The 19,765-nt window shown below is 41.5% G+C and carries 21 protein-coding genes; 18 read left to right on the top strand and 3 right to left on the bottom strand.

The annotated features are described in order from the left end of the window. The first annotated feature begins 353 nt into the window (after positions 1-353). From JMX89_RS10640 to modB, 11 genes are all read left to right on the top strand, one after another. The gene (locus JMX89_RS10640) at positions 354-869 is read left to right on the top strand and encodes a hypothetical protein (RefSeq protein WP_149410024.1); all 516 of its coding nucleotides are present in this window, start codon (positions 354-356) and stop codon (positions 867-869) included. Between the two features lie 426 nt (positions 870-1,295). Then, a complete protein-coding gene (locus JMX89_RS10645; RefSeq protein WP_201532387.1) occupies positions 1,296-2,495 on the top strand; it encodes a globin domain-containing protein in 1,200 nt (399 codons plus the stop codon). Between the two features lie 267 nt (positions 2,496-2,762). After that, positions 2,763-4,052: a gephyrin-like molybdotransferase Glp gene (glp, locus tag JMX89_RS10650; RefSeq protein WP_201532386.1), complete on the top strand. Its 1,290-nt coding sequence runs from the start codon at positions 2,763-2,765 to the stop codon at positions 4,050-4,052. Between the two features lie 228 nt (positions 4,053-4,280). After that, complete coding sequence (gene moaA / locus JMX89_RS10655; RefSeq protein WP_201532385.1) at positions 4,281-5,399, top strand: GTP 3',8-cyclase MoaA; 1,119 nt, start codon at positions 4,281-4,283, stop codon at positions 5,397-5,399. A 48-nt stretch (positions 5,400-5,447) separates the two neighbouring features. After that, positions 5,448-5,978, top strand: coding sequence for a molybdenum cofactor biosynthesis protein B (gene moaB, locus JMX89_RS10660; protein ID WP_020443017.1), 531 nt, complete (start codon positions 5,448-5,450; stop codon positions 5,976-5,978). 2 nt (positions 5,979-5,980) lie between these two features. Next, positions 5,981-6,751, top strand: a complete 771-nt coding sequence (locus JMX89_RS10665; RefSeq protein ID WP_201532384.1) for a molybdenum cofactor guanylyltransferase — start codon at positions 5,981-5,983, stop codon at positions 6,749-6,751. Positions 6,752-6,794: 43 nt separating this feature from the next. After that, on the top strand, positions 6,795-7,301 hold the full coding sequence (moaC, locus tag JMX89_RS10670; protein WP_201532383.1) for a cyclic pyranopterin monophosphate synthase MoaC: 507 nt from the start codon (positions 6,795-6,797) through the stop codon (positions 7,299-7,301). Positions 7,302-7,361: 60 nt separating this feature from the next. After that, the gene (locus JMX89_RS10675; RefSeq protein ID WP_201532382.1) at positions 7,362-7,646 is read left to right on the top strand and encodes a MoaD/ThiS family protein; all 285 of its coding nucleotides are present in this window, start codon (positions 7,362-7,364) and stop codon (positions 7,644-7,646) included. 61 nt (positions 7,647-7,707) lie between these two features. Next, entirely contained in the window at positions 7,708-8,199 is a 492-nt protein-coding gene (locus tag JMX89_RS10680; protein WP_201532381.1) for a molybdenum cofactor biosynthesis protein MoaE, read from the top strand. Then, positions 8,192-9,019 carry a molybdate ABC transporter substrate-binding protein gene (gene modA / locus JMX89_RS10685; RefSeq protein ID WP_133105205.1) on the top strand — a complete coding sequence of 276 codons (828 nt, stop codon included), beginning with the start codon at positions 8,192-8,194 and terminating at the stop codon, positions 9,017-9,019. Before JMX89_RS10680 ends, modA begins: the two co-directional genes overlap by 8 nt. 166 nt (positions 9,020-9,185) lie before the next feature. Then, positions 9,186-9,887, top strand: a complete 702-nt coding sequence (gene modB / locus JMX89_RS10690; protein ID WP_133105206.1) for a molybdate ABC transporter permease subunit — start codon at positions 9,186-9,188, stop codon at positions 9,885-9,887. A gap of 164 nt (positions 9,888-10,051) precedes the next feature. On the opposite strand, the gene JMX89_RS10695 is transcribed toward modB, so the two are convergent. The 3 genes from JMX89_RS10695 to JMX89_RS10705 all read right to left on the bottom strand — a co-directional run bounded on the left by JMX89_RS10695 (position 10,052) and on the right by JMX89_RS10705 (position 13,608). After that, complete coding sequence (locus tag JMX89_RS10695) at positions 10,052-10,822, bottom strand: DUF5020 family protein (protein WP_133105207.1); 771 nt, start codon at positions 10,820-10,822, stop codon at positions 10,052-10,054. A 580-nt stretch (positions 10,823-11,402) separates the two neighbouring features. Further along, a complete protein-coding gene (locus JMX89_RS10700; RefSeq protein WP_133105208.1) occupies positions 11,403-12,890 on the bottom strand; it encodes an ATP-binding protein in 1,488 nt (495 codons plus the stop codon). A gap of 1 nt (position 12,891) precedes the next feature. Further along, positions 12,892-13,608, bottom strand: a complete 717-nt coding sequence (locus tag JMX89_RS10705) for a heavy metal response regulator transcription factor (protein WP_201532376.1) — start codon at positions 13,606-13,608, stop codon at positions 12,892-12,894. Between the two features lie 325 nt (positions 13,609-13,933). On the opposite strand from JMX89_RS10705, the gene JMX89_RS10710 reads away from it, so the two are divergent. From JMX89_RS10710 to JMX89_RS10740, 7 genes are all read left to right on the top strand, one after another. Continuing rightward, positions 13,934-14,218: a hypothetical protein gene (locus tag JMX89_RS10710; RefSeq protein ID WP_149410012.1), complete on the top strand. Its 285-nt coding sequence runs from the start codon at positions 13,934-13,936 to the stop codon at positions 14,216-14,218. Between the two features lie 158 nt (positions 14,219-14,376). Then, a complete protein-coding gene (locus JMX89_RS10715; RefSeq protein WP_020443008.1) occupies positions 14,377-14,649 on the top strand; it encodes a hypothetical protein in 273 nt (90 codons plus the stop codon). Between the two features lie 78 nt (positions 14,650-14,727). After that, the gene (locus JMX89_RS10720) at positions 14,728-15,348 is read left to right on the top strand and encodes a c-type cytochrome (protein WP_181211007.1); all 621 of its coding nucleotides are present in this window, start codon (positions 14,728-14,730) and stop codon (positions 15,346-15,348) included. A gap of 156 nt (positions 15,349-15,504) precedes the next feature. Continuing rightward, complete coding sequence (locus tag JMX89_RS10725; protein WP_201532375.1) at positions 15,505-16,143, top strand: DUF411 domain-containing protein; 639 nt, start codon at positions 15,505-15,507, stop codon at positions 16,141-16,143. A gap of 152 nt (positions 16,144-16,295) precedes the next feature. After that, the gene (locus tag JMX89_RS10730; protein WP_201532374.1) at positions 16,296-18,002 is read left to right on the top strand and encodes a copper resistance system multicopper oxidase; all 1,707 of its coding nucleotides are present in this window, start codon (positions 16,296-16,298) and stop codon (positions 18,000-18,002) included. 31 nt (positions 18,003-18,033) lie between these two features. Further along, positions 18,034-19,158: a copper resistance protein B gene (locus tag JMX89_RS10735; protein ID WP_201532373.1), complete on the top strand. Its 1,125-nt coding sequence runs from the start codon at positions 18,034-18,036 to the stop codon at positions 19,156-19,158. 27 nt (positions 19,159-19,185) lie between these two features. Further along, positions 19,186-19,671, top strand: coding sequence for a DUF305 domain-containing protein (locus JMX89_RS10740; protein WP_020443003.1), 486 nt, complete (start codon positions 19,186-19,188; stop codon positions 19,669-19,671). Positions 19,672-19,765 lie beyond the last annotated feature (94 nt).

Raw genomic sequence — 19,765 nt, forward strand, 5'->3', positions numbered from 1 at the left:
GGCTTTAGTAAGTGCTCACAATATTAATTTAGAGGTAATTTTTGGCATGTCGGTGCAAGGTTAGAGATTGCTTATACATCCATCATCACTTAACTTATAGAATAATTTGAGCGCACCTAGACAATGTATTTATTTCTAAACTTCTATTTTTAGCGTATGGCTTCATTTACAAAAACGGTGCAGATTACCCCTATTTTTCAGCATTTTGCTACAAAGCAGCGATTGTATGGCGTTTATAAATACATAAAATGGTAGGCATCTTATAAACACTGCAGTTGCTTGTTATTTATTCCATGCTTGATGTTTTATTTTTTTCTTTTAATTGCTATTTTTATCTATTTTAAGGATATTTCATGAAAACGACCCCTTTAGCTGAAAAACTACCGAATACGATTGATCCAAACTTAAATCTTGAACAAGTCAAAAAAGAATGTATCGCCATGGTCAAAAAGCGCGCCAGAATCTCTGCTGGTGTTGCTATCGTTCCGGTACCATTTTTTGATGTGGCAATTGACGCTAGCATGCTGACAATGCTTTTACCTGAAATCAGTGAGCGCTTTGGTTTACTTGAGGATCGCCAAGCAGCGGTAGATTTAGAGTCACGCGCTATTCACTGGAGTGCGCTAAAAGATCGTACCGTTGACTTTGCAGGCTTAATGGCAACTCGTGGTATCGTTAAAAAGACAGTGCAAGGCTTTGGTGGTCGTATCGCTGCTAAGCAAGTGACCAAATTTATCCCACTTGGTGGTCAACTGGTCGCAGGTACTATGGGCTATATGATTTTTAAGAAGATTGCTACTGACCATATCAATGAATGCTATAACTTAGCTAAAGACATTCAGCAAAAGCAACACGGCAAAAATGTCTAAAGTACTATTTTAAATAAAGAAGTTACCTATCGCTTAATAAAAAAAGCCCTGTACCTAACAGGGCTTTTTTGTGCCACCCATTTAATGAATCGTAGCGTTTTAAAACTAATGATTTATGTATGTGGACTTTGCTCAAACGAACCCCTTCGTCTGTAAAATAAAATCAGATTGTGATACAGAAATGTTGGCAAACGGAATCAGTACAATAGTATGGCATCATTGATATTAGAACAAAGATAATATATTATAAGATTCATTTTAAATGAATCTTATAATTTCGGTTAACGATTTGACTTTTAAGTGTTGAGTCACTGCGTTTTATTGGCTCATTCGGCGGTTCGAAATTTTGATTATCGTTATTAATTTCGTTCATTAATCTTAAATCACTAAATATTATCAATGTGAATATTCACTAAAGGATCCACAATGGCTTCACTACAAACATTAGCAATCGTCAAAGCAACGGTACCGGTACTCGAAGAGCATGGGACAGCGATTACTACTGTATTTTATAAGAATATGTTTCATGAGCATCCTGAACTACTTGATATTTTTAATGAAACCAATCAAAAGCTTGGTCGTCAACAGACTGCACTGGCAATGACAGTTTTGGCAGCGGCTAAACATCTAGAAAACTTAGCGACATTATTGCCGCAAGTGACGCAAATCAGCCATAAGCATCGCGCCTTACAAATCCTACCAGAGCACTACCCTATCGTTGGCAAGCATCTGCTTGCTGCCATCAAGGAAGTATTGGGTGATGCAGCAACTGACGATATCCTTACGGCTTGGGCAGAAGCTTATGATGAGATTGCCTCGATATTTATCCAAATCGAGCACGGTATGTATGAGCAGGCAATATGGCAAGGCTTTGCACCGTTTATAGTAACGGCAAAAGTAGAAGCAGCGACTGATATCGCCGCCTTTACCGTCGTCCCGGTAAATGACCATTTAGTAAACAATCAGACTATCGATTTAAGCAAGATTAAACTGTCTGCCGGTCAATACATTACTGTAAAAACAGACCCAGCAGATAGCGATCATATTGCTCTGCGTCACTACTCTTTATACTCAGCCAATAGCGATCAAGGTATCCAATTTGCAGTTAGACGTGACAATCGCAATGAGCATCATGGTCTAGTGTCTAATTATTTACATGATCATCTAGCCGTCGGTGACACGGTTTTATTGTCGGCACCGGCTGGTGATTTTGAGCTAGACCAAGATTTGGTACAGCAAAATGATATTCCCTTGGTACTGATCAGTGCTGGCGTTGGCGTGACACCTATTTTATCCATGTTAGAATTTCAAGTTACCGCCAATCCAAAACGTCCTATCGTTTGGGTTTATGCTTGCCAAAACCAAGAGCATCATGCTTTTGATAGTGAAGTTAATAAACTATTGGCTACTGCGATAAACGTAGAAAAGCACATTTTTTACTTTGAGTCTGGGCAGATTCTTAATGAAGCTTGGCTTAGCAATTTGCCTAAACTTGCTGATATTTATGTTTGTGGTTCCATGCCTTTTATGGAAAGCATTATTGATAGCCTGATCATCCTTGACCATGTCCTTGATAACATTCATTACGAACCCTTTGGTCCCAAAATGAGTATAGAGCTGGCTTAAGGTTATAAGCAATTGTTAATGACAAAATAGCATTACTGGGATGGTTTTTTGAAGCTTCTGCATCGTTTTCTTCGAGCAAGCGATAAAAAAACTATCTCGGTAAAGTGATATGAAAATCTGCTCTATTTTTATCTATTTTTTAACGTACAACCTCAGTCATATCTTACGACTCCGCTTATAAATTCCCTGTCAGCCATGTCATTCTTATGGTATAAAGTATGTCTGATGCTATATATAGCTCAACATTAATAAGATGAGTACAAGGTTATGATTACGGTTGAAGGGCTTGTAGCTGAGATACAGCAGCGCGTAGAGAATTATAATAATAACGACTATCCGCTTAATAAAAGAGCCGTCGCTAACTACGATTTATTAGACAGCTGTCATCACATACTGGCTGAAGATATCGTCTCGCCTTTTTCGGTACCAAGACAGAACCTATCTGCGATGGATGGTTATGCGATTGCTAAAAGGACTAAGCTTGCAACAAATACTACCATCACCATCATCGGAGAATCGCAAGCTGGTAGCCCTTATAATGGTGATATCCAGTCAGGTCAAGGAGTACGCATTTTTACTGGTGCGGTCATACCTGATGAATGTGATACCGTTATCATGCAAGAAAACACCAATTTTGCCGCGATAAAAAGCAGCATTGATAAATCAAAGCCATACTCAATCATCCTTAGCCAAACGGCTCAGTCTGATGACCATATTCGCAAACAAGGCGAAGAAATTGCAGCGGGAGAAGCCGTTTTATTTAAAGGTAAGCGGCTGAATCCTGCTGATATCAGCTTACTGGCTAACTTAGGCTTTGATAAAGCCAACGTCTATCAGCCTTTAATTGTTGGTGTATTCGCGACAGGCGATGAGCTAGTGGCGATTGGCAATGAGCTTAAAAGTTTGGCGCAAATCTATAATTCTAATACCCCCACTCTTAAAAGCCTGCTCTCTGATTTACCAATAGCTATTCAAGATTATGGGATTATCCCTGATAATTTAGACAAAACGACGGCTGCTGTCACTCAAGCCATGCAAGAGTGTGACGTACTGATCTCTACCGCTGGTGTATCCGTTGGTGATTATGATTTTTTGACCACCGTCATTGAACAATTGGGCAAGATTAATCACTACAAAGTCGCGATGAAACCTGGTAAACCGTTTGTCTTTGGTGAGCTGACACAAAACCTTGCCAAGCCTGTCTTATATTTTGGTTTGCCTGGTAATCCACTATCGACGGTCGTTGGTACGCTACAGTTTGTGATTCCTGCTTTGTGGCAAATGGCAGGCGCGTCTCATTCAGAGCGACCCATGCAATTAACAGTCATGGCAACACTTAAAAACGATGTTAAAAAATCAGCGGGTCGTAAGGACTTCCAAAGAGGCGTTTTAACCCAAGATGAAGCAGGCAGTTTTTATGTTGAAAGCTTTACCAAACAACAATCACACCGTATCAAGCAGCTGAGCCATGCCAACTGCTTTATTGTATTGGCACAAGATTCTGGCAATGTAGCCACTGGCGAAAGCGTACAAGTGCAACCTTTCCCTTGGATATAGTGAATGTCGCTTAAAAATGATACAGTGAATAAACCTCTATGCTATAAGCCGTGTAAAACTTAACATTTATTATCTAACTGCTACTCTGATGTTAGTCACTAATTGAATGACGGTTGATTGTTATTTGTAGTTAATCCGCCATATTTATACCTGAATAGCCTATTTCACTCACAACCTGAGGCAACGCTTAAAAGTACACACTATATTTTATATTAATGGTAATCATCTATGAACCATCTTGCCCCCACCGTAGGAAATGCTCAACTGTATTCGCCTACTGCTGCATCTAGTTTTTTTGATGATCATTTACCATCGAAATTGGCAGTTTTGTCTACTGATTTTGCAGCTAACCTAGCTCAACCATTATTAGCTCAACCATTAACAGATGGCTTTGCACGACGTTTGACCTATTTGCGTTTATCGATTACTGATTTCTGTAATTTTCGCTGTGAATATTGCTTGCCCAATGGCTATCAAGGCAAACCTCCCCAAGATGAGCTTAGTGTCGCTGAAATTGCTACGTTAATCCGCGGATTTGCTCAAGTTGGCACCAAAAAAGTCAGGATTACGGGCGGTGAGCCTTCTATACGCCGTGATGTGGTAGACATTATTAAAACAATCAAAAACACTGAAGGCATTAAAACCGTTGCCATGACCAGTAATGGGTATAAGCTTGGTAAGCACTTGGCTAGTTGGCAGGCAGCCGGACTAAATCAGCTTAATATCAGTATGGACAGCTTTGATGCCGCTACTTTCCATAAGATGACTGGCTTTGATATGTTGCCGCAACTCTTGACTGATATGGATACCTTGCTGGCAACCACCGATATTAAGCTTAAAATAAACAGCATTCTGATGGCAGAAACTGCCTTTGAAAACTTAATGAATGCCATTGATTATGTCAAAGATAGAGCAGTCACTTATCGCTTTATTGAATTTATGCAGACCAGTGACAACAGCGATTTATTTTTTGCTCAGCATGCGCAAACCGACATCATTACCAATTATCTGATAGAAGACGGCTGGCAAACTCATGAACGCGGCAGCAACGACGGTCCAGCAATTGAGTACAGTCATCCTGATTATAAAGGGCGTATCGGACTGATTGCCCCATATGCAGCCCATTTTTGTGACAGCTGTAATCGCCTACGGGTTAGCAGTCAAGGCAAGGTGCATCTGTGCTTATTTGATCAAGGCAATTACGACATTCGTGAGCATTTGCAGCAAGATGATGTTGCAGGACTGGTCAGTACTTTACATAGTTTTATGCCCATAAAACCTGAGCACCATCATCTTCATGACTCGAACAGTGGCATTATGAATAACTTGTCAATGATTGGTGGTTAATTTATCAGCAATATTTTTCATAATAAGCATATTTATCAAGGAACATTCATGAGCAAGCTGCAAGCACCTTTTACCCCACTTAATCTCGCGATATTAACCGTTTCTGACAGTCGTACGATGGCAGAAGACAGCTCAGGACAATATCTGGTCGATCAGTTAACCGCAGCAGGGCATCAGCTTGCTGATCGTCAACTGATTACCGACGATATCTATAAGATTAGAGCCGTTGTCAGCGGCTGGATTGCGGACCCAAATGTTCATGCAGTGATTACCACTGGCGGTACGGGGTTTTATATTAGAGACAGCATTCCAGAGGCAGTCAGCGTCTTGTTTGACAAGTCAGTAGATGGTTTTGGCGAGATGTTCCGCTTAATCTCAAAAGACGATATCGGCATGTCTACCATCCAATCTCGCGCTGTAGCTGGTATGGCAAATGGTACAGGCATTTTTTGCTTACCTGGCTCATCAGGTGCTTGCCGCACTGCTTGGGAAGGCATCTTACAAGAGCAGCTGGATAGCCGTACGCGCCCATGCAATTTTGTCCCGCACTTTATGCGTACCAACCCCGGTCACGATTAATCATGACAGATGCTGTAAATACCTTAAAAAGTGTAAATAGCTCAAGCGATATAGATCACTTGAATCGCTTAGCAGGTATCGTCATCTTAGCAGGCGGTGCATCCAAACGTATGGGTTCGCCTAAAGCTGAGTTGATGCTACCAACCAATGAGCGATTGCTTGATTATCATGTCAGGCAAGCGCTTAAACTAAGCGCAGCCACTGCTCATAATGTGTCTATTATGATTGCAGATAACGGTCGTGGTTTTGGTATCAATCCAGATTTGATTTTGAATAACCCGCAAGTGCTCATCATTCATATCACTGATTACCTTTCGGTTGACGATTTTGCTAGTAATGACAATGAACAGATCGAAACCGGCGGCGCATTGGTCGCCATAGAGGCGGCATTACAATATTTGACCAGCTCAATGATTATGCAATCAACCAATGCGGCAAATTCGTACGCATCTTGGCTGATGGTTATTAGCTGTGATAGCTTGATTGCTGCAAACGATTTATGGAAAAAACTGCAACCTTATATAACGCAAGCTGTAGATAAATCGGTAATTTGTCTCACCGATGAGCATCATTTATATCCATTGTTAGGTATTTATCGCTTAAGTATTGACCCGGATTTGAAGCATTATATTGACAATGGGCAGCGCCAAGTAATGAAATTTATTCAGCCAATTGTACAGCCTGTAACGTTTTTAGAGGATTGGCAATCTATTACCAATTTTAATACGCCTAAAGATTTTGAGCGTGCCTGTATTGCCTTACGTAACATATAATAAGATTTACTGAGAGAAACTAGCCATTTAAGAGAAATGATAAATGAATATCAGCAGTCAAAAACCCATTCAAACTGCCTTGTCGCATTTAGATAGCGACGGTGATATCACCATGGTCGATGTGAGTGGCAAAATAGCGACGACAAGAGAAGCACGTGCGCAGGGACAAGTGATCTTCCCTGCGATAATTTATGAGCAAATCAAAGCTGCTGATGGTATGACCAAAAAAGGCAGTATCACGCAGACCGCTCATATCGCAGGTATCATGGCTGCAAAACGTACCCATGACCTGATTCCACTTTGTCATCCCCTACCATTAGATAAGATTGGTTTAAATTTTGAATACGACGATAGCCAAAACAGCATTACTGTCACTGCTACTGTCAGAGTTACGCATAAAACCGGCGTAGAAATGGAAGCACTGACAGCTGTCAGCGTCGCTTGCCTAACTATCTATGATATGACCAAAGCCATCTCTCACGACATCATCATCAATAACGTCCATCTGATGAATAAGACGGGCGGCAAATCTGACTATCAACATGCGTAAATACGCCATAGCGATATGATAGATATAAAGCTTGGCAATTAATAAATAATGGAGACTTCTATGAGCGATTTAATAGAAAGCAGTGACGATATAAATACGACGATGAATATCACCGTTTTATACTTTGCCAGCTTAGCCGATGAAGCCAATTGTCATGAAGAAAAAGTAAACGTACCACAGTCTACGTCATTGACCGAGTTATACGAGCAACTGCGCCAAAAGCATCGTTTTAGCCGTCCACAGTCAGAGCTGCGTGTGGCAGTAAACGATTACTTTGCCAAGTGGACAGATGAGGTTAATCATGGCGATAGCGTGGTTTTCATTACTCCAGTAGCAGGCGGTTAATAGTATTTAGACGCTTATGTGTATCGCTAAAAATTTTAAGAATAATAAATAGAGACAATATATGGCAGACCAAGTACATGGGCAGTCGATGCGCATTAAGCATAGCATCGATGAGGCTTATCTCATCGCTGAACGTGATGGCTTTGCGCTACTAGATTCAGATATTGATGAAAATCGACTAAAGAAAACCCTTAATGATGACAGCTGCGGTGCTTTCGTATGCTTTGAAGGTCGTGTACGTAATCACAATAATGCCAGTAGCGTCAACCGCTTGACCTACTATGGCTATGAAGAACTTGCACTCAATCAAGGACGTGCCATTATCGAAGAAGCCAAAAAGCGCTTTGAAATTACTCACGCTATCGCCATTCATCGTATCGGGGCTTTAGAGATTGGTGATGTGGCGGTTTGGGTTGGCGTGGTTTCTGCCCATCGTTATCCTGCTTTTGATGCCTGCCGCTGGATATTAGATACGATAAAAGCGGACATTCCCGTTTGGAAGCAAGAATACTACCAAGATGACTCTTCAAAATGGCTAAGCAATAATGGGTAAGAATATAAAAATGGCAGCAGTCTGCTTAGCCTTGATGCTAACGGCTTGTACTAAAGAAAAAGGTACTGACTTGCCAGCTGAGATCAACAATACCGCTGAGCCAAGTCAAATACTCCGTATCGCTGCAGCTGCCAATTTATCGGACGTATTGCCTGAAATTATCGAGGGCTACAAAACTGATAAGGGTTTACCTAACCAAGAAATAGAAGTCACTTTTGCCTCGTCAGGTAAGCTTTATTCTCAAATTATCTCAGGTGCACCATATGATATCTTTTTAGCGGCCAACCAAGACTTCCCCGCACAGCTGCTAAATGAGGTTTTTAAAGGTGATGCAAATCATACGCCTTTTACTTATACCCAAGGGCAACTGTCCATTTATAGTGCCACCAAAGCTGTTGGTGTATTCGATCAAAACACATTGACAGAGCTACTTAATAACAATGATAAAAGCAAAATCACCATTGCCAATCCTGAGCTTGCCCCTTACGGTGAATCTGCCAAAGTCTATTTAGAATCACAAAATCTCTATGACGCGCTAACAGCACAAAAACGCCTTATCCAAGCTGAAAATATCGGTCAAGCCTTCCAGTATGCTCATACTGGTAGTGTCGACTATGGCTTTGTTGCGCACTCACAAGTCATAGCAATGAAAGCAGTACCTGAGCATTTTTACCTCTTACCACCAACATCTTATCCTGCTATTTTACAAGACGGCATACTCATTACTAATGAAGCAAATGCAGCAGATTTCACGGATTATCTACGTTCTCCTACAGGACAAGCTTACTTCTCTAGAGCTGGTTATTTAGCAGTTCGGTAATTTATTTATAGCCGCTATGAATAAGGCTTTAAATATCATTATAAATGTGTTTTCTTATTATGATGTTTGAAAAAAAAGGATACGATAAACGGTACTTTATAATTGATGCTCTATATAACATGGTAAAAGTGCGCTATTAGATAAAAGGTAAATAAACAGTAACGTTATGATGTCTCCTGCTCTTATCTCAGATATGCTGCTTCCTGTGTGGGTAAGCATCAAGCTTGCTGGTGTCACTACCTTATGCTTGCTAGTGTTCGCAACCCCATTAGCCTATTGGCTGGCAAAGCCCAGCCGCAGCCGTATCGCTGGGCGCATCAAAATTATGCTCATGGGCGTGATTGCGATGCCGCTGGTCTTGCCGCCTACTGTGATTGGTTTTTATTTATTATTACTGTTAAGCCCCAATTTTGGTATCGGTAAGTGGCTGTTGCAATACAATATCAGCGCCTTTGTCTTTACCTTTGAAGGACTGGTCATTGGCTCTATTATTTACTCATTGCCTTTTTTTGTTCAGCCTGTCTATGCGCAATTTTTACGCATTCCAACCAGTGTCATGGAGGTTGCAAGCTTACTGGAACCCAGCCGTTTCAGACGCTTTATACGGGTAGCATTACCGCAAGCTCGTATCGGTATCATCCTTGGCAGCTTAATCAGCTTTGCGCATACCATTGGCGAGTTTGGCGTGGTATTGATGATTGGTGGCAGTATTTCGGGTGAAACCAAAGTGGTCTCCATTGCTATCTATGAGCAAGTAGAAGCATTGAATTACGAGGCAGCACACATGATGTCTGCTATTCTTATCATAATGGGTATGGTCATGGTGGCGCTGATTGCAAGTGTCAGTCGACTCTATCAGCGCCCATAAGCGCATGAGTCAAATTTAAAATTTATGCGGTTTTTTAGCACCTTTATTTTTTTCTTAAGCCTATCTGACTTTCGATTTTTTTGCATACATAACAAAAAACCCTCATCCAACCGATAAAGTTAGCATGAGGGCTTTATTAATCATATTTAAAAATTAATGACTGTTTAAAAATGGAACTTCACTAAAGCGCTCGCGGCATTCTGCGTTTTGTCACTACCAAATTTATTCTTCCAGTAGCTATATTCCATACCGACTTCTAAGCGGTTATCAATACCCAACACTTCTTGTAAGTTGTATTTTAATTGCGGATTGATATGGATATTATCTTTCACAGAATCATCTTCGCTGTTAAATGCATAGTCAACATAACCATCTATGACAAAGTTATTTTTCTCCCAGCCGTAGGTTAAGGTAATCTGTTGATCATCAGCATTGTCCTTCTCATTAAACGCATGATATAGCGATGCCGATGCATATTTCATACCCGGAATAGGGACATTTAAATCCACGCCAACACCTACCAGATAGTTATCTTGACTAAAACCGTTACTGTTTGAGCCAAACTCGTACTGCCCCGCTAAATTGACTTGTTTGATAAAGCTGTTATCAAACTTTGCCAGCTTAAGTTTGGGCGCAAGCTCACCATAGGTTTCCTTAAACTCTTTACCTGCCGCGTTTTCTTTACCTTGATGGCGATCGACAAAGAAAAATACACCACCCCATGTATGGGTCGAGGCATGCTCTAAAGTAACGGTGGTTAAGGTTTCTTGAGGCACTAGCTCATAATCAGTACCGTAAAGCGCTGAGATACTGGTATCAGTGAAGAGCACTTTTGCTTGAGCGCTGCTCATAGCGCCTAAAGCAGCAATGGCAACAAGCGCATAGGTTAGCTTATTAGTGATTGAGGATAGGCTTATAAATGAATGATCACGCACAGTAGTATTCCTTTATTTACAGTCGTTGGTGCCTAGCAACATTGCCATCATGGTTATCATGGCTATAAACGGGGTTTAACTTCCTGTTAAAACGCACCCGTACTGCTAGAGGGAAAAAGGCTATTAGCTTTCAGTAAAAATAAAACGTCATCAAAACAAGCATCAATGCTGCTGAAACTACAAAGATTTTCTTAATAACTTATTTCAGTAATCCCAATTTTGGCAGCAATTATTAATACTTTGAAACATTTAAGCATGTTTTATGAGGGCTGACAACTGCATTTTAGCGCCAAATATCAGTAAAAAACGTACTCTAAGTTATTGATATCATCTAAGTTTATGATTTTATTAAAATAACTGACTAAATGGTCAGGAATATTAATTTTGTAAAGGAGGAAGAAATATTGTTACTGTGGTCAATAATCTACTGCTGAAATGCTTGGAGAATTTTTAGACAGAAAAAAGCCTCAATTATGTAAATAATCGAGGCGAACTTTGCTTAAAAAATAACATCTAAATACAGTCTTAATTATTTGGCTACGTGGAACGAGAAGCTCGAATTTTCTTATTTGATACTTCTTTATCTAGCCATCATCAACTCAACATTGACTTGAAAGTAAGAGTCATCTTTTATAGTAATACTGACCTTGCCATTATGGGCATTGGCGATAGCTTGCACGATAGATAAGCCTAAGCCTGTTCCCGAATGCATCGTATTCGTTTTATCATGACGGTAAAAGCGCTCAAACAGTTTATCAGCCTCTACTTGAGTCAATGGTTGATCTAAGCGATTGGTGATCACTACCTTGAAAGATGCAGGATTTAATATAGACGACCTCATATCTTGCTTATCACTCGTGACAGTATGAGGCACAGTGGGGATCTCAATACTAGAGGCTTCAATAATAATCACACTGTCACTAGCAGCATAATAAATGGCATTTGACATGAGATTGGCGAACAGTCTTTGTAATAAGCTTTCATCTCCTAGCACAGCTTGGAAGTTGCCCGTCTTTTCAAAGGAGATATTCCGATCTTCTGCGATTAGCTCATAGTAATCAATAAGCTTAGTGAACATTGACTCGGTATCAATCTGATTGAGCTGTGAGTCAGACAGCCCTTTTTGTGTCTTTGCTAGCAGCAGCATATTATTAATCAGCGTAGATAACTGCTCAAGGGTGTCATGCTGATGGTGCAGCTGCTCAACATATTCATGGCTCGCTCTAGGCTTACTTAACATCACTTGGGTTTGAGTGCCAAGCGTCGCCAGCGGAGTACGTAGCTCATGGGCAATATTATCTGAGAAGCGTGATAACGATTCAAAATTACTTTCCAGCTTTTCCATCATTAAGTTATAAGACTCAGCCAATGGTCGTAGCTCTAAGGGCATATTACTGACCACCACTCTTTCATGTAACTGTTCAGGATTAATGCTCTTCATCTTTTGGACGATAGTAGCGAGTGGTGCAAATCCCCAATAGACACTTAATGCAGCAATTGACACCAGTAATAGTGTGATCGCGATCAATATCAAGCTCAGCTGGCGATTAAAATGTATGAGATATTGATGATGAACATCGATAGGCAGCGCAATAAGTGCCAAAGCCTCGTGGTTTGCAATGACCATCGCTCGATAATGTCTACTATTAATCCTGATCATAAACTGCTGATCGCGATAGTCCTGCCGTAGTTGTAACAAGCTAAAGTCGGTCGGTAAATCATGGATGAAATTACTGGGATCGCTGGATAATAATTTGCCATTTTTATCTGATATTAGCGTTTTTAAATCATAATCTAGCCAAGAAGAATGCAGGTGATTGTCATCAATGAGTGATTGGGACTTTGAAGCTGTTAATGGCTCTACTTCCTCGCCCAAGGCAACCATACGTTTGCGCAAATTAAACGCGGCATGAGTAATGATCTCTGAGTCCATTTGCTCAAAGTGCTCGTTAACAGAGCGCTGAACCCATATATAAATAATGACTTGAGAGATGACAACAAATATGGTCAGTAAAAAAACAGTGCGCCATAACAGCGGCCAACGTCGATTCTTAAATTTATATCTCATTTTATTTTGGATCATCTTTGTCATCGTCGCCCACGCCTACAGCCAGCGGCTCTAACCTGTAGCCCATACCGCGTACTGTGTGAATCAGCTTGGTGTCAAAACCATCGTCGATTTTGATTCTTAGACGTCTGATAGCTACGTCAATGACATTGGTATCGCTGTCAAAATTTATATCCCATACTTGCGAGGCAATCACAGTACGTGGCAGTACTTCACCTTGACGTTCTAGGAAAAACTGTAATAAAGCAAACTCTTTGGCAGTCAGTTTGATAAGGGTGTCGCCTCTATATACAGTGCGTTTGGCAATATCCATTTTCAGATCAGCGGTATGGATGACCGTGCTTTTATAGTCCGATTGATTGGCACGACGTAACAGGCTTTTTATTCTAACAATCAGCTCAGCAAAAGCAAAAGGCTTGGTCAGATAATCATCGCCACCAATTTCAATACCTTTGATTCGATCGCTTAAATCATCTTTAGCGGTTAAAAATAAAACAGGCGTATGCTTTCCAGCGGCACGGTAGCGCTGTATCAGCTCAAAGCCACTGACGTCAGGTAGCATAACATCCATCAGCACCACACTAAATTCTTCAGTCATTAGCGCATGATAGCCATCTAGACCAGTCATATAATGATCCACGATGAAGCCAGCCTCAGTTAAGCCTTTATTAATATATTCTCCAAGTTTTTGCTCATCTTCTACTAACAGTACTTTCATCGTCGCCTACCTTCATATCATTATATTTGTCAACAGCGTATCACTAACGTTGTTAGATTATCATCTATATATTTATCAAAAGTCCTTGTTATAACGGCGCTCTATAGATAAAAGCGGATAATGACATTTAGTTCTAATGACAAGCAGATGACAGTATTGTTTTGTTTCTAACAAAAACGTCATGTCTGTGTCATCTAGCTGTCAGCCTCTATTTAGTATTCTAAATCAACGCCACATAGAAGCTTGTCTCTGATATAGGCCGCTTCTATGAGTTAGGCAATTATCTTACTTAAATGATTTATTATTTGAATTCAAAGGGTTTTAAATGAAAAAATATAGTACATTAAAAAAAGCAGCTTTACTTTCAGTATCAATGTTAGTTGGTATGTCAGCGGCCAATGCTCACACCACGAACTTAGATGCTTCTATTCTTAGTAGTTGTGATGCGGTTACTAGTTTTGCAAAGAACGCAGATCATAACGATGCACAAATTTCTAGCGCGCAAATGAAAGGTTATGTCGATGCGAGAGTCGCGTGTCAGGTTCAGCATCAGGATCAACACTTGCAATCTGAAAAATATTTTGTGAAAAATTATAATAGCGAGAAGTAATACTAAAAGATTACTTGGGATATTGAAATCCCAATATGTGAAGATGACAATATTGTAATCTTAATGTCATGTGCCAGTCAGAATGAATAATGTATCATTGGGGCTGGTCTAACTGCTTTACCCTCAATAGCTCTTAATCCAATCAATAGGAATTAATTATGTCGCAATTTAAAGCACTGACTAAATCAATCGCCATTACTGCCATCGCTCTTGTTGTATCAACCTCAGCTCTAGCGCATGACCCTAAAATGCATGCTGAAAAAGATCAAATGAACTGTGAAAAGATGCAAAAGCACATGCAAATGATGGGAAAAATGGATCATAGCAAGATGGACATGAATGACCCTGCTATGAAAGCCATGATGGCCAATATGAGCAAAATGAAGCAAATGTACCAAAAACATTGTGTGACTACTGACAGTAAATCTTAAAAATTTTAGCTCTGTTAACTCACAGCTCCTCTCTAATAGCAGAGAGAAATTAACGGAAATAAGTTTTTAGGAAAATATATGAAGTTTTTATTGGGTGTGCTCTTTACTTTATTTGTGGCAATCGTTGGGATGTTTGCGGTTGTCAGCAGTGGCGTTGTCAACGTGGGTGCAGACCAAGAGCATAGCCCAATGATGTATAGCTTTTTAGAAACTGCGCGCAATCGTTCTATACAAACTGCCAGTAAAGATATTGTGGTACCAGACTTAGAGCAGGTTGACATGATCAGCTCTGGTGGCGCGGACTATAAAGATATGTGTGCAGGCTGTCACTTGTCTCCGGGAGTGGCACAAACTGACTTTAGCGAAAGCTTATATCCGAAGCCGCCCAACTTTACCAAGGCTGATATCGTCAAACGTTATCAAACTGAGGATGGTGCAAAGCAAAGCTTTTGGGCCATCAAACATGGCATTATGGCTTCGGGAATGCCTGCATGGGGCGCCTCCCATGATGACGATAGAATGTGGGCAATGGTCGCTTTTATCAGATCGCTACCTGAATTAGATGAAGCTCAGTACACGATGCTAACCACTCGGATAGATGGCGATATGATGGACATGTCATTTGATGGTGATATGAATATGTCGGATGATGGTATGGGTATGGAGATGTCGGAAGATGGTTCTGGAATGCAGCATTAACCCTGTCTGTATATAGAAGCATCATCATTAAACGTTATCGTTATTAATAATGCAGTACTGAACGGTGCTGCATTTAACGTTTTTAGTTAAGACCACAAATATAGGGTCCAGTTTTTAGAGTATCGAGCATAATAACAGACACTTAAAGGTGATTTGATGAGACATTACATACACGGGTTTTCTAATGGACATCACTGGTTATCCGGTCGTGTCCTTTTATTGATGGCGGTATCAGCACTACCCCTTACACTAGCCGCTTGTAGCCAATCTACTACCAGTGTCTCTGATTCTCAACCAGTAAAGGTTGAACAGTCTGCTACCCAGAATGCACAAGTACAAAACGAAAGTTCGGCTCCGGCAGATGCTCCTGCAATCGACCCGTCATCATTACTCAAAAACGTCTCAGCGACCGTCTATAAAGATGCCAACTGTGGCTGCTGTAAAGAATGGGTAGGCTATGCAAAAGACAATGGATTAAGTGCAACCGCGCAAGATGTGGCAGATGTCTCTTTATTCAAAGATCGCTATGGCGTACCACAGCAAATGCGCTCTTGCCATACCACCGTTACTACCGACGGTTTCGTCTTTGAAGGACATGTCCCTGCTAAACACATGGCTCAGTTCTTAGAAAATCCTCCTATACAAGCCATTGGACTTGCCGTACCTAGTATGCCAGTTGGCAGCCCCGGTATGGAATATCAAGATAAATTCATGCCTTATAAAGTAATGCAGCTTAATAAAGACGGCACCACAGAAGTTTATGCCGCTATTGATTCTCCTCAGCAGCAACTATAATTTTGATGGTTGTTTTGGCTGAGATCTGGATAAATTGAATGTGAGTAGCATTAAAAGCGGCTTAATAAGATTCCCAATCGTAATTGACGTATCGTTAAATATTATAACCATAAGCTTAACCACCATCTCTCAAATTAAATTAGGTCATCATTATGAATAAACAGAACATATTGAACCGCCGACGTTTTTTAACCGGATCCTCCGCTGTCCTTGGCGCCTCCTTGATACCGACCATGGCCAGTAGTGCATTGGGACACTCAAGTCGTTCGGGCAGTCAGGGTGCTACTATCAATAGTGACCAAAACACTCATAAAGTGCCTATATTGACCGGTAAAGAGTTTGACTTATACGTCAGTAAACAGTCCGCTATTGTCAACGGTAAAAAGAGCATGGCAACGCTCATCAATAATTCACTGCCAGCACCGACGTTAAAGATGCGTGAAGGCGATACGGTGGTGATACGTGTTCATAATCAGATGGATGAATCAACCTCTATCCATTGGCATGGACTACTAGTACCGTTTGAGATGGATGGGGTGCCGGGCATTAGCTTTGATGGCATTCCTGCAAACAGCACCTTTACTTATAAATTCAAACTCAAACAATCAGGCACCTATTGGTATCACTCACACAGTGGCTTCCAAGAACAAACCGGTATGCTGGGTGCCATTGTGATTGAACCTAAAGGTCGTGAGCGTCATCCTATCGAAGAAGACCACGTGATCGTGCTCAGTGATTGGACCAGCCGCAACCCGCATAATCTCTTGAAGCTGCTCAAACAGCGCGCCGACTTTGACAACTATCATCTGCCAGACTTCAAGAAGCTACTGTCTGATATCGCTGAAACGGATATGAAAACTGCGTTTGATAAACGCAAAATGTGGAATCAGATGCGCATGATGCCCACTGATTTTACTGACTTGTCGGGCGAAAACACCTTCACCTATCTTATGAATGGCAAAACCACCGCGGCTAATTGGGCACAAATCGTCAAGGCAGGACAGCGCGTTAAATTACGCTTTATCAATGCTTCAGCACAAACCATCTTTGATGTGCGCATACCCGGTCTCAAAATGACTGTGGTGGCAACCGATGGTATTGATGTCGCACCCGTTGCGATTGATGATTTTCGTATTGGCGTGGCTGAGACCTATGATGTCATTGTCACCCCGACCAAAGAGGCGCATACCATATTTGCCCAAAACATAGACCGTTCAGGCTATGTCGCCGCAACGCTTGCCACCAAAGAAGGCGCTCGTGCGCCAACGCCTGCTATGGACAAAATAGAATGGCTCACCATGGCAGATATGATGGGCGCTATGGGTGCTAATGGTTATAAAGCCAAGCATGCCAAAACTGAGTATGACTTCAAATCTGACATGCGTGTGGACAGTCCACGTATGAACCTTGATGATCCCGGTATTAACCTGCGTAACATTGATAGAAAGGTGCTGAACTATAGCCAGCTGCGCTCTGTCGATGAGGCAATATTTGCAGAGCAGCGCAAGCCTACCCGAGAGATCGAGCTACATTTGACCGGTAACATGGAGCGCTATATCTGGGCGTTTGATGGGGTTAAGTTCAGTGAAGCGACACCGGTTAATATTAAGCCGGGTGAGCGCGTGCGCATTACCTTAGTCAATGACACGATGATGAACCATCCGATGCATTTACACGGCATGTGGAGCGATTTGCGCATGCCTAACGGCGAGTTTCAGGTGCGCAAGCATACTATTATGGTGCAGCCGGCACAAAAAATCAGCTTTGATGTCACAGGGGAAGCTGGTCGATGGGCATGGCATTGTCATCTGCTCTATCACATGGAAGCCGGTATGTTTAGAGAAGTGGCGGTCATTTAAGCAAATCTTTGATTGATAGGTGAGAGATGAGATGAAAATACATAAAGTAGGTTTACGGTTCGCTGGGGCATCATCATTGGTACTGCTGGCATCATCATTTGCTAATGCTGCTGACCCGTCCACTGCTAAAAAAGACATGATGATGTCAGGCATGGATCATAGTAGTATGGATATGTCAGGTATGGACATGTCAGATATGGATCACAGCGGCATGGACATGTCGGATATGGATCATAGCGGTATGGATATGTCAGATATGGACCATAGCGGTATGGATATGTCAGATATGGATCATAGCGGTATGGATATGTCAGATATGGACCATAGCGGTATGGATATGTCAGGTATGGACCATAGCGGTATGGATATGTCAGGTATGGATCACAGTGGCATGGACATGTCGGGTATGGATCATGGCAGCATGGATATGTCAGGTATGCAAGGTGGTAAGGCTCCAGCTGATGCACGAAGTTCCGACTACTCAAACGGCGTTCCCTATGGACAGTATGGTAAGCCTATGATGATGGGTGATATGCCATTATGGGGCGTTTCTGTAGATGATTTAGGTTATCAGTTTGATGACGATCAGATTAATTATGAGGTTGGTGCTTGGTATGGCGTAGATGAGCGCCGCCTCTCTTTACGCAGCGAAGGTAGTATTAAGACCGAAGGTGATAAAGAAATTGATAGTCTGACCTCACTATCTTACTGGAAGCCGCTAAGTATCTTCTGGAATGGCGAGGCCGGTGTTGCTTATGATACCGAAAATGACAAACCTGCCATTATGGCGGGTATTGTCGGTACTATGCCTTACTTTATTGAAACCGATGCCAGAGCTTATCTGTATTCTGATGGACAAGTTCGATTGGACCTTGGCGCAGAATACGAGTGGCGTTTGAGCCAGCACTGGGTTGTGATACCGGAAGTAGGACTAACAGCCTTTAGTAAAAAAGACAGCGACAATCATATTACCAAAGGTTTTAACGAGATGGATGCTGAAGTGAGGCTCACTTATGAGACATTCAGTCGCCAACTTGCGCCTTATGTGGGTGTGAGTTATGAGACAGCGCTTGGTAGTGCTCGAGATCAGCGTCGTCAACATAATGAATCAGTTGATAGCAGTAGTTTGACTGCGGGGGTTAAATTCTGGTTCTAATATTATTAATGTAATAGGAGATATACTATGAATGCTTCAGATCAAAACAACATGAATCATCAACAGGGCATGAACCCTTATATCAAGTTCACCCTGATGATAGTGACGTCTACGATTGTGATGTACATCATGATGTATTTCAATACCTATGAGTGGGATCACATCTACTTTAGCGAAACCCGAGCTTATATGGCGCTCTACATGGGTGCGGGTATGGCGGTCATTATGCTCGCCTTTATGGGTAATATGTACAAAAAAACCAAAGTTAATTTGATGGTTTATGGACTAAGTGTGTTGATGTTTGCCGTTGGGATATGGGGCGTGCGCTCTCAAGCAACGGTCGATCAAGTCGATTGGATGCAAGCGATGATACCACATCACTCGATTGCTATTTTGACCAGCTCAAGAGCAGATATCGAAGATCCTAGAGTGCAACAGCTCGCTGACGATATTATTAAAGCGCAAAAGCGTGAAATCGCTGAGATGCAAGCGCTGATCGAAGAGCTGGAATAGACACTGATGTATGTAAATATAGTCAATCTTAGATAAAACCGATACAATGTTTATAATCAATTCATTTAGTGAAATAAACCGTGACCTATTCAAT

The sequence above is a fragment of the Psychrobacter sp. DD43 genome (assembly GCF_904846555.1).
Classification (GTDB): domain Bacteria; phylum Pseudomonadota; class Gammaproteobacteria; order Pseudomonadales; family Moraxellaceae; genus Psychrobacter; species Psychrobacter cryohalolentis.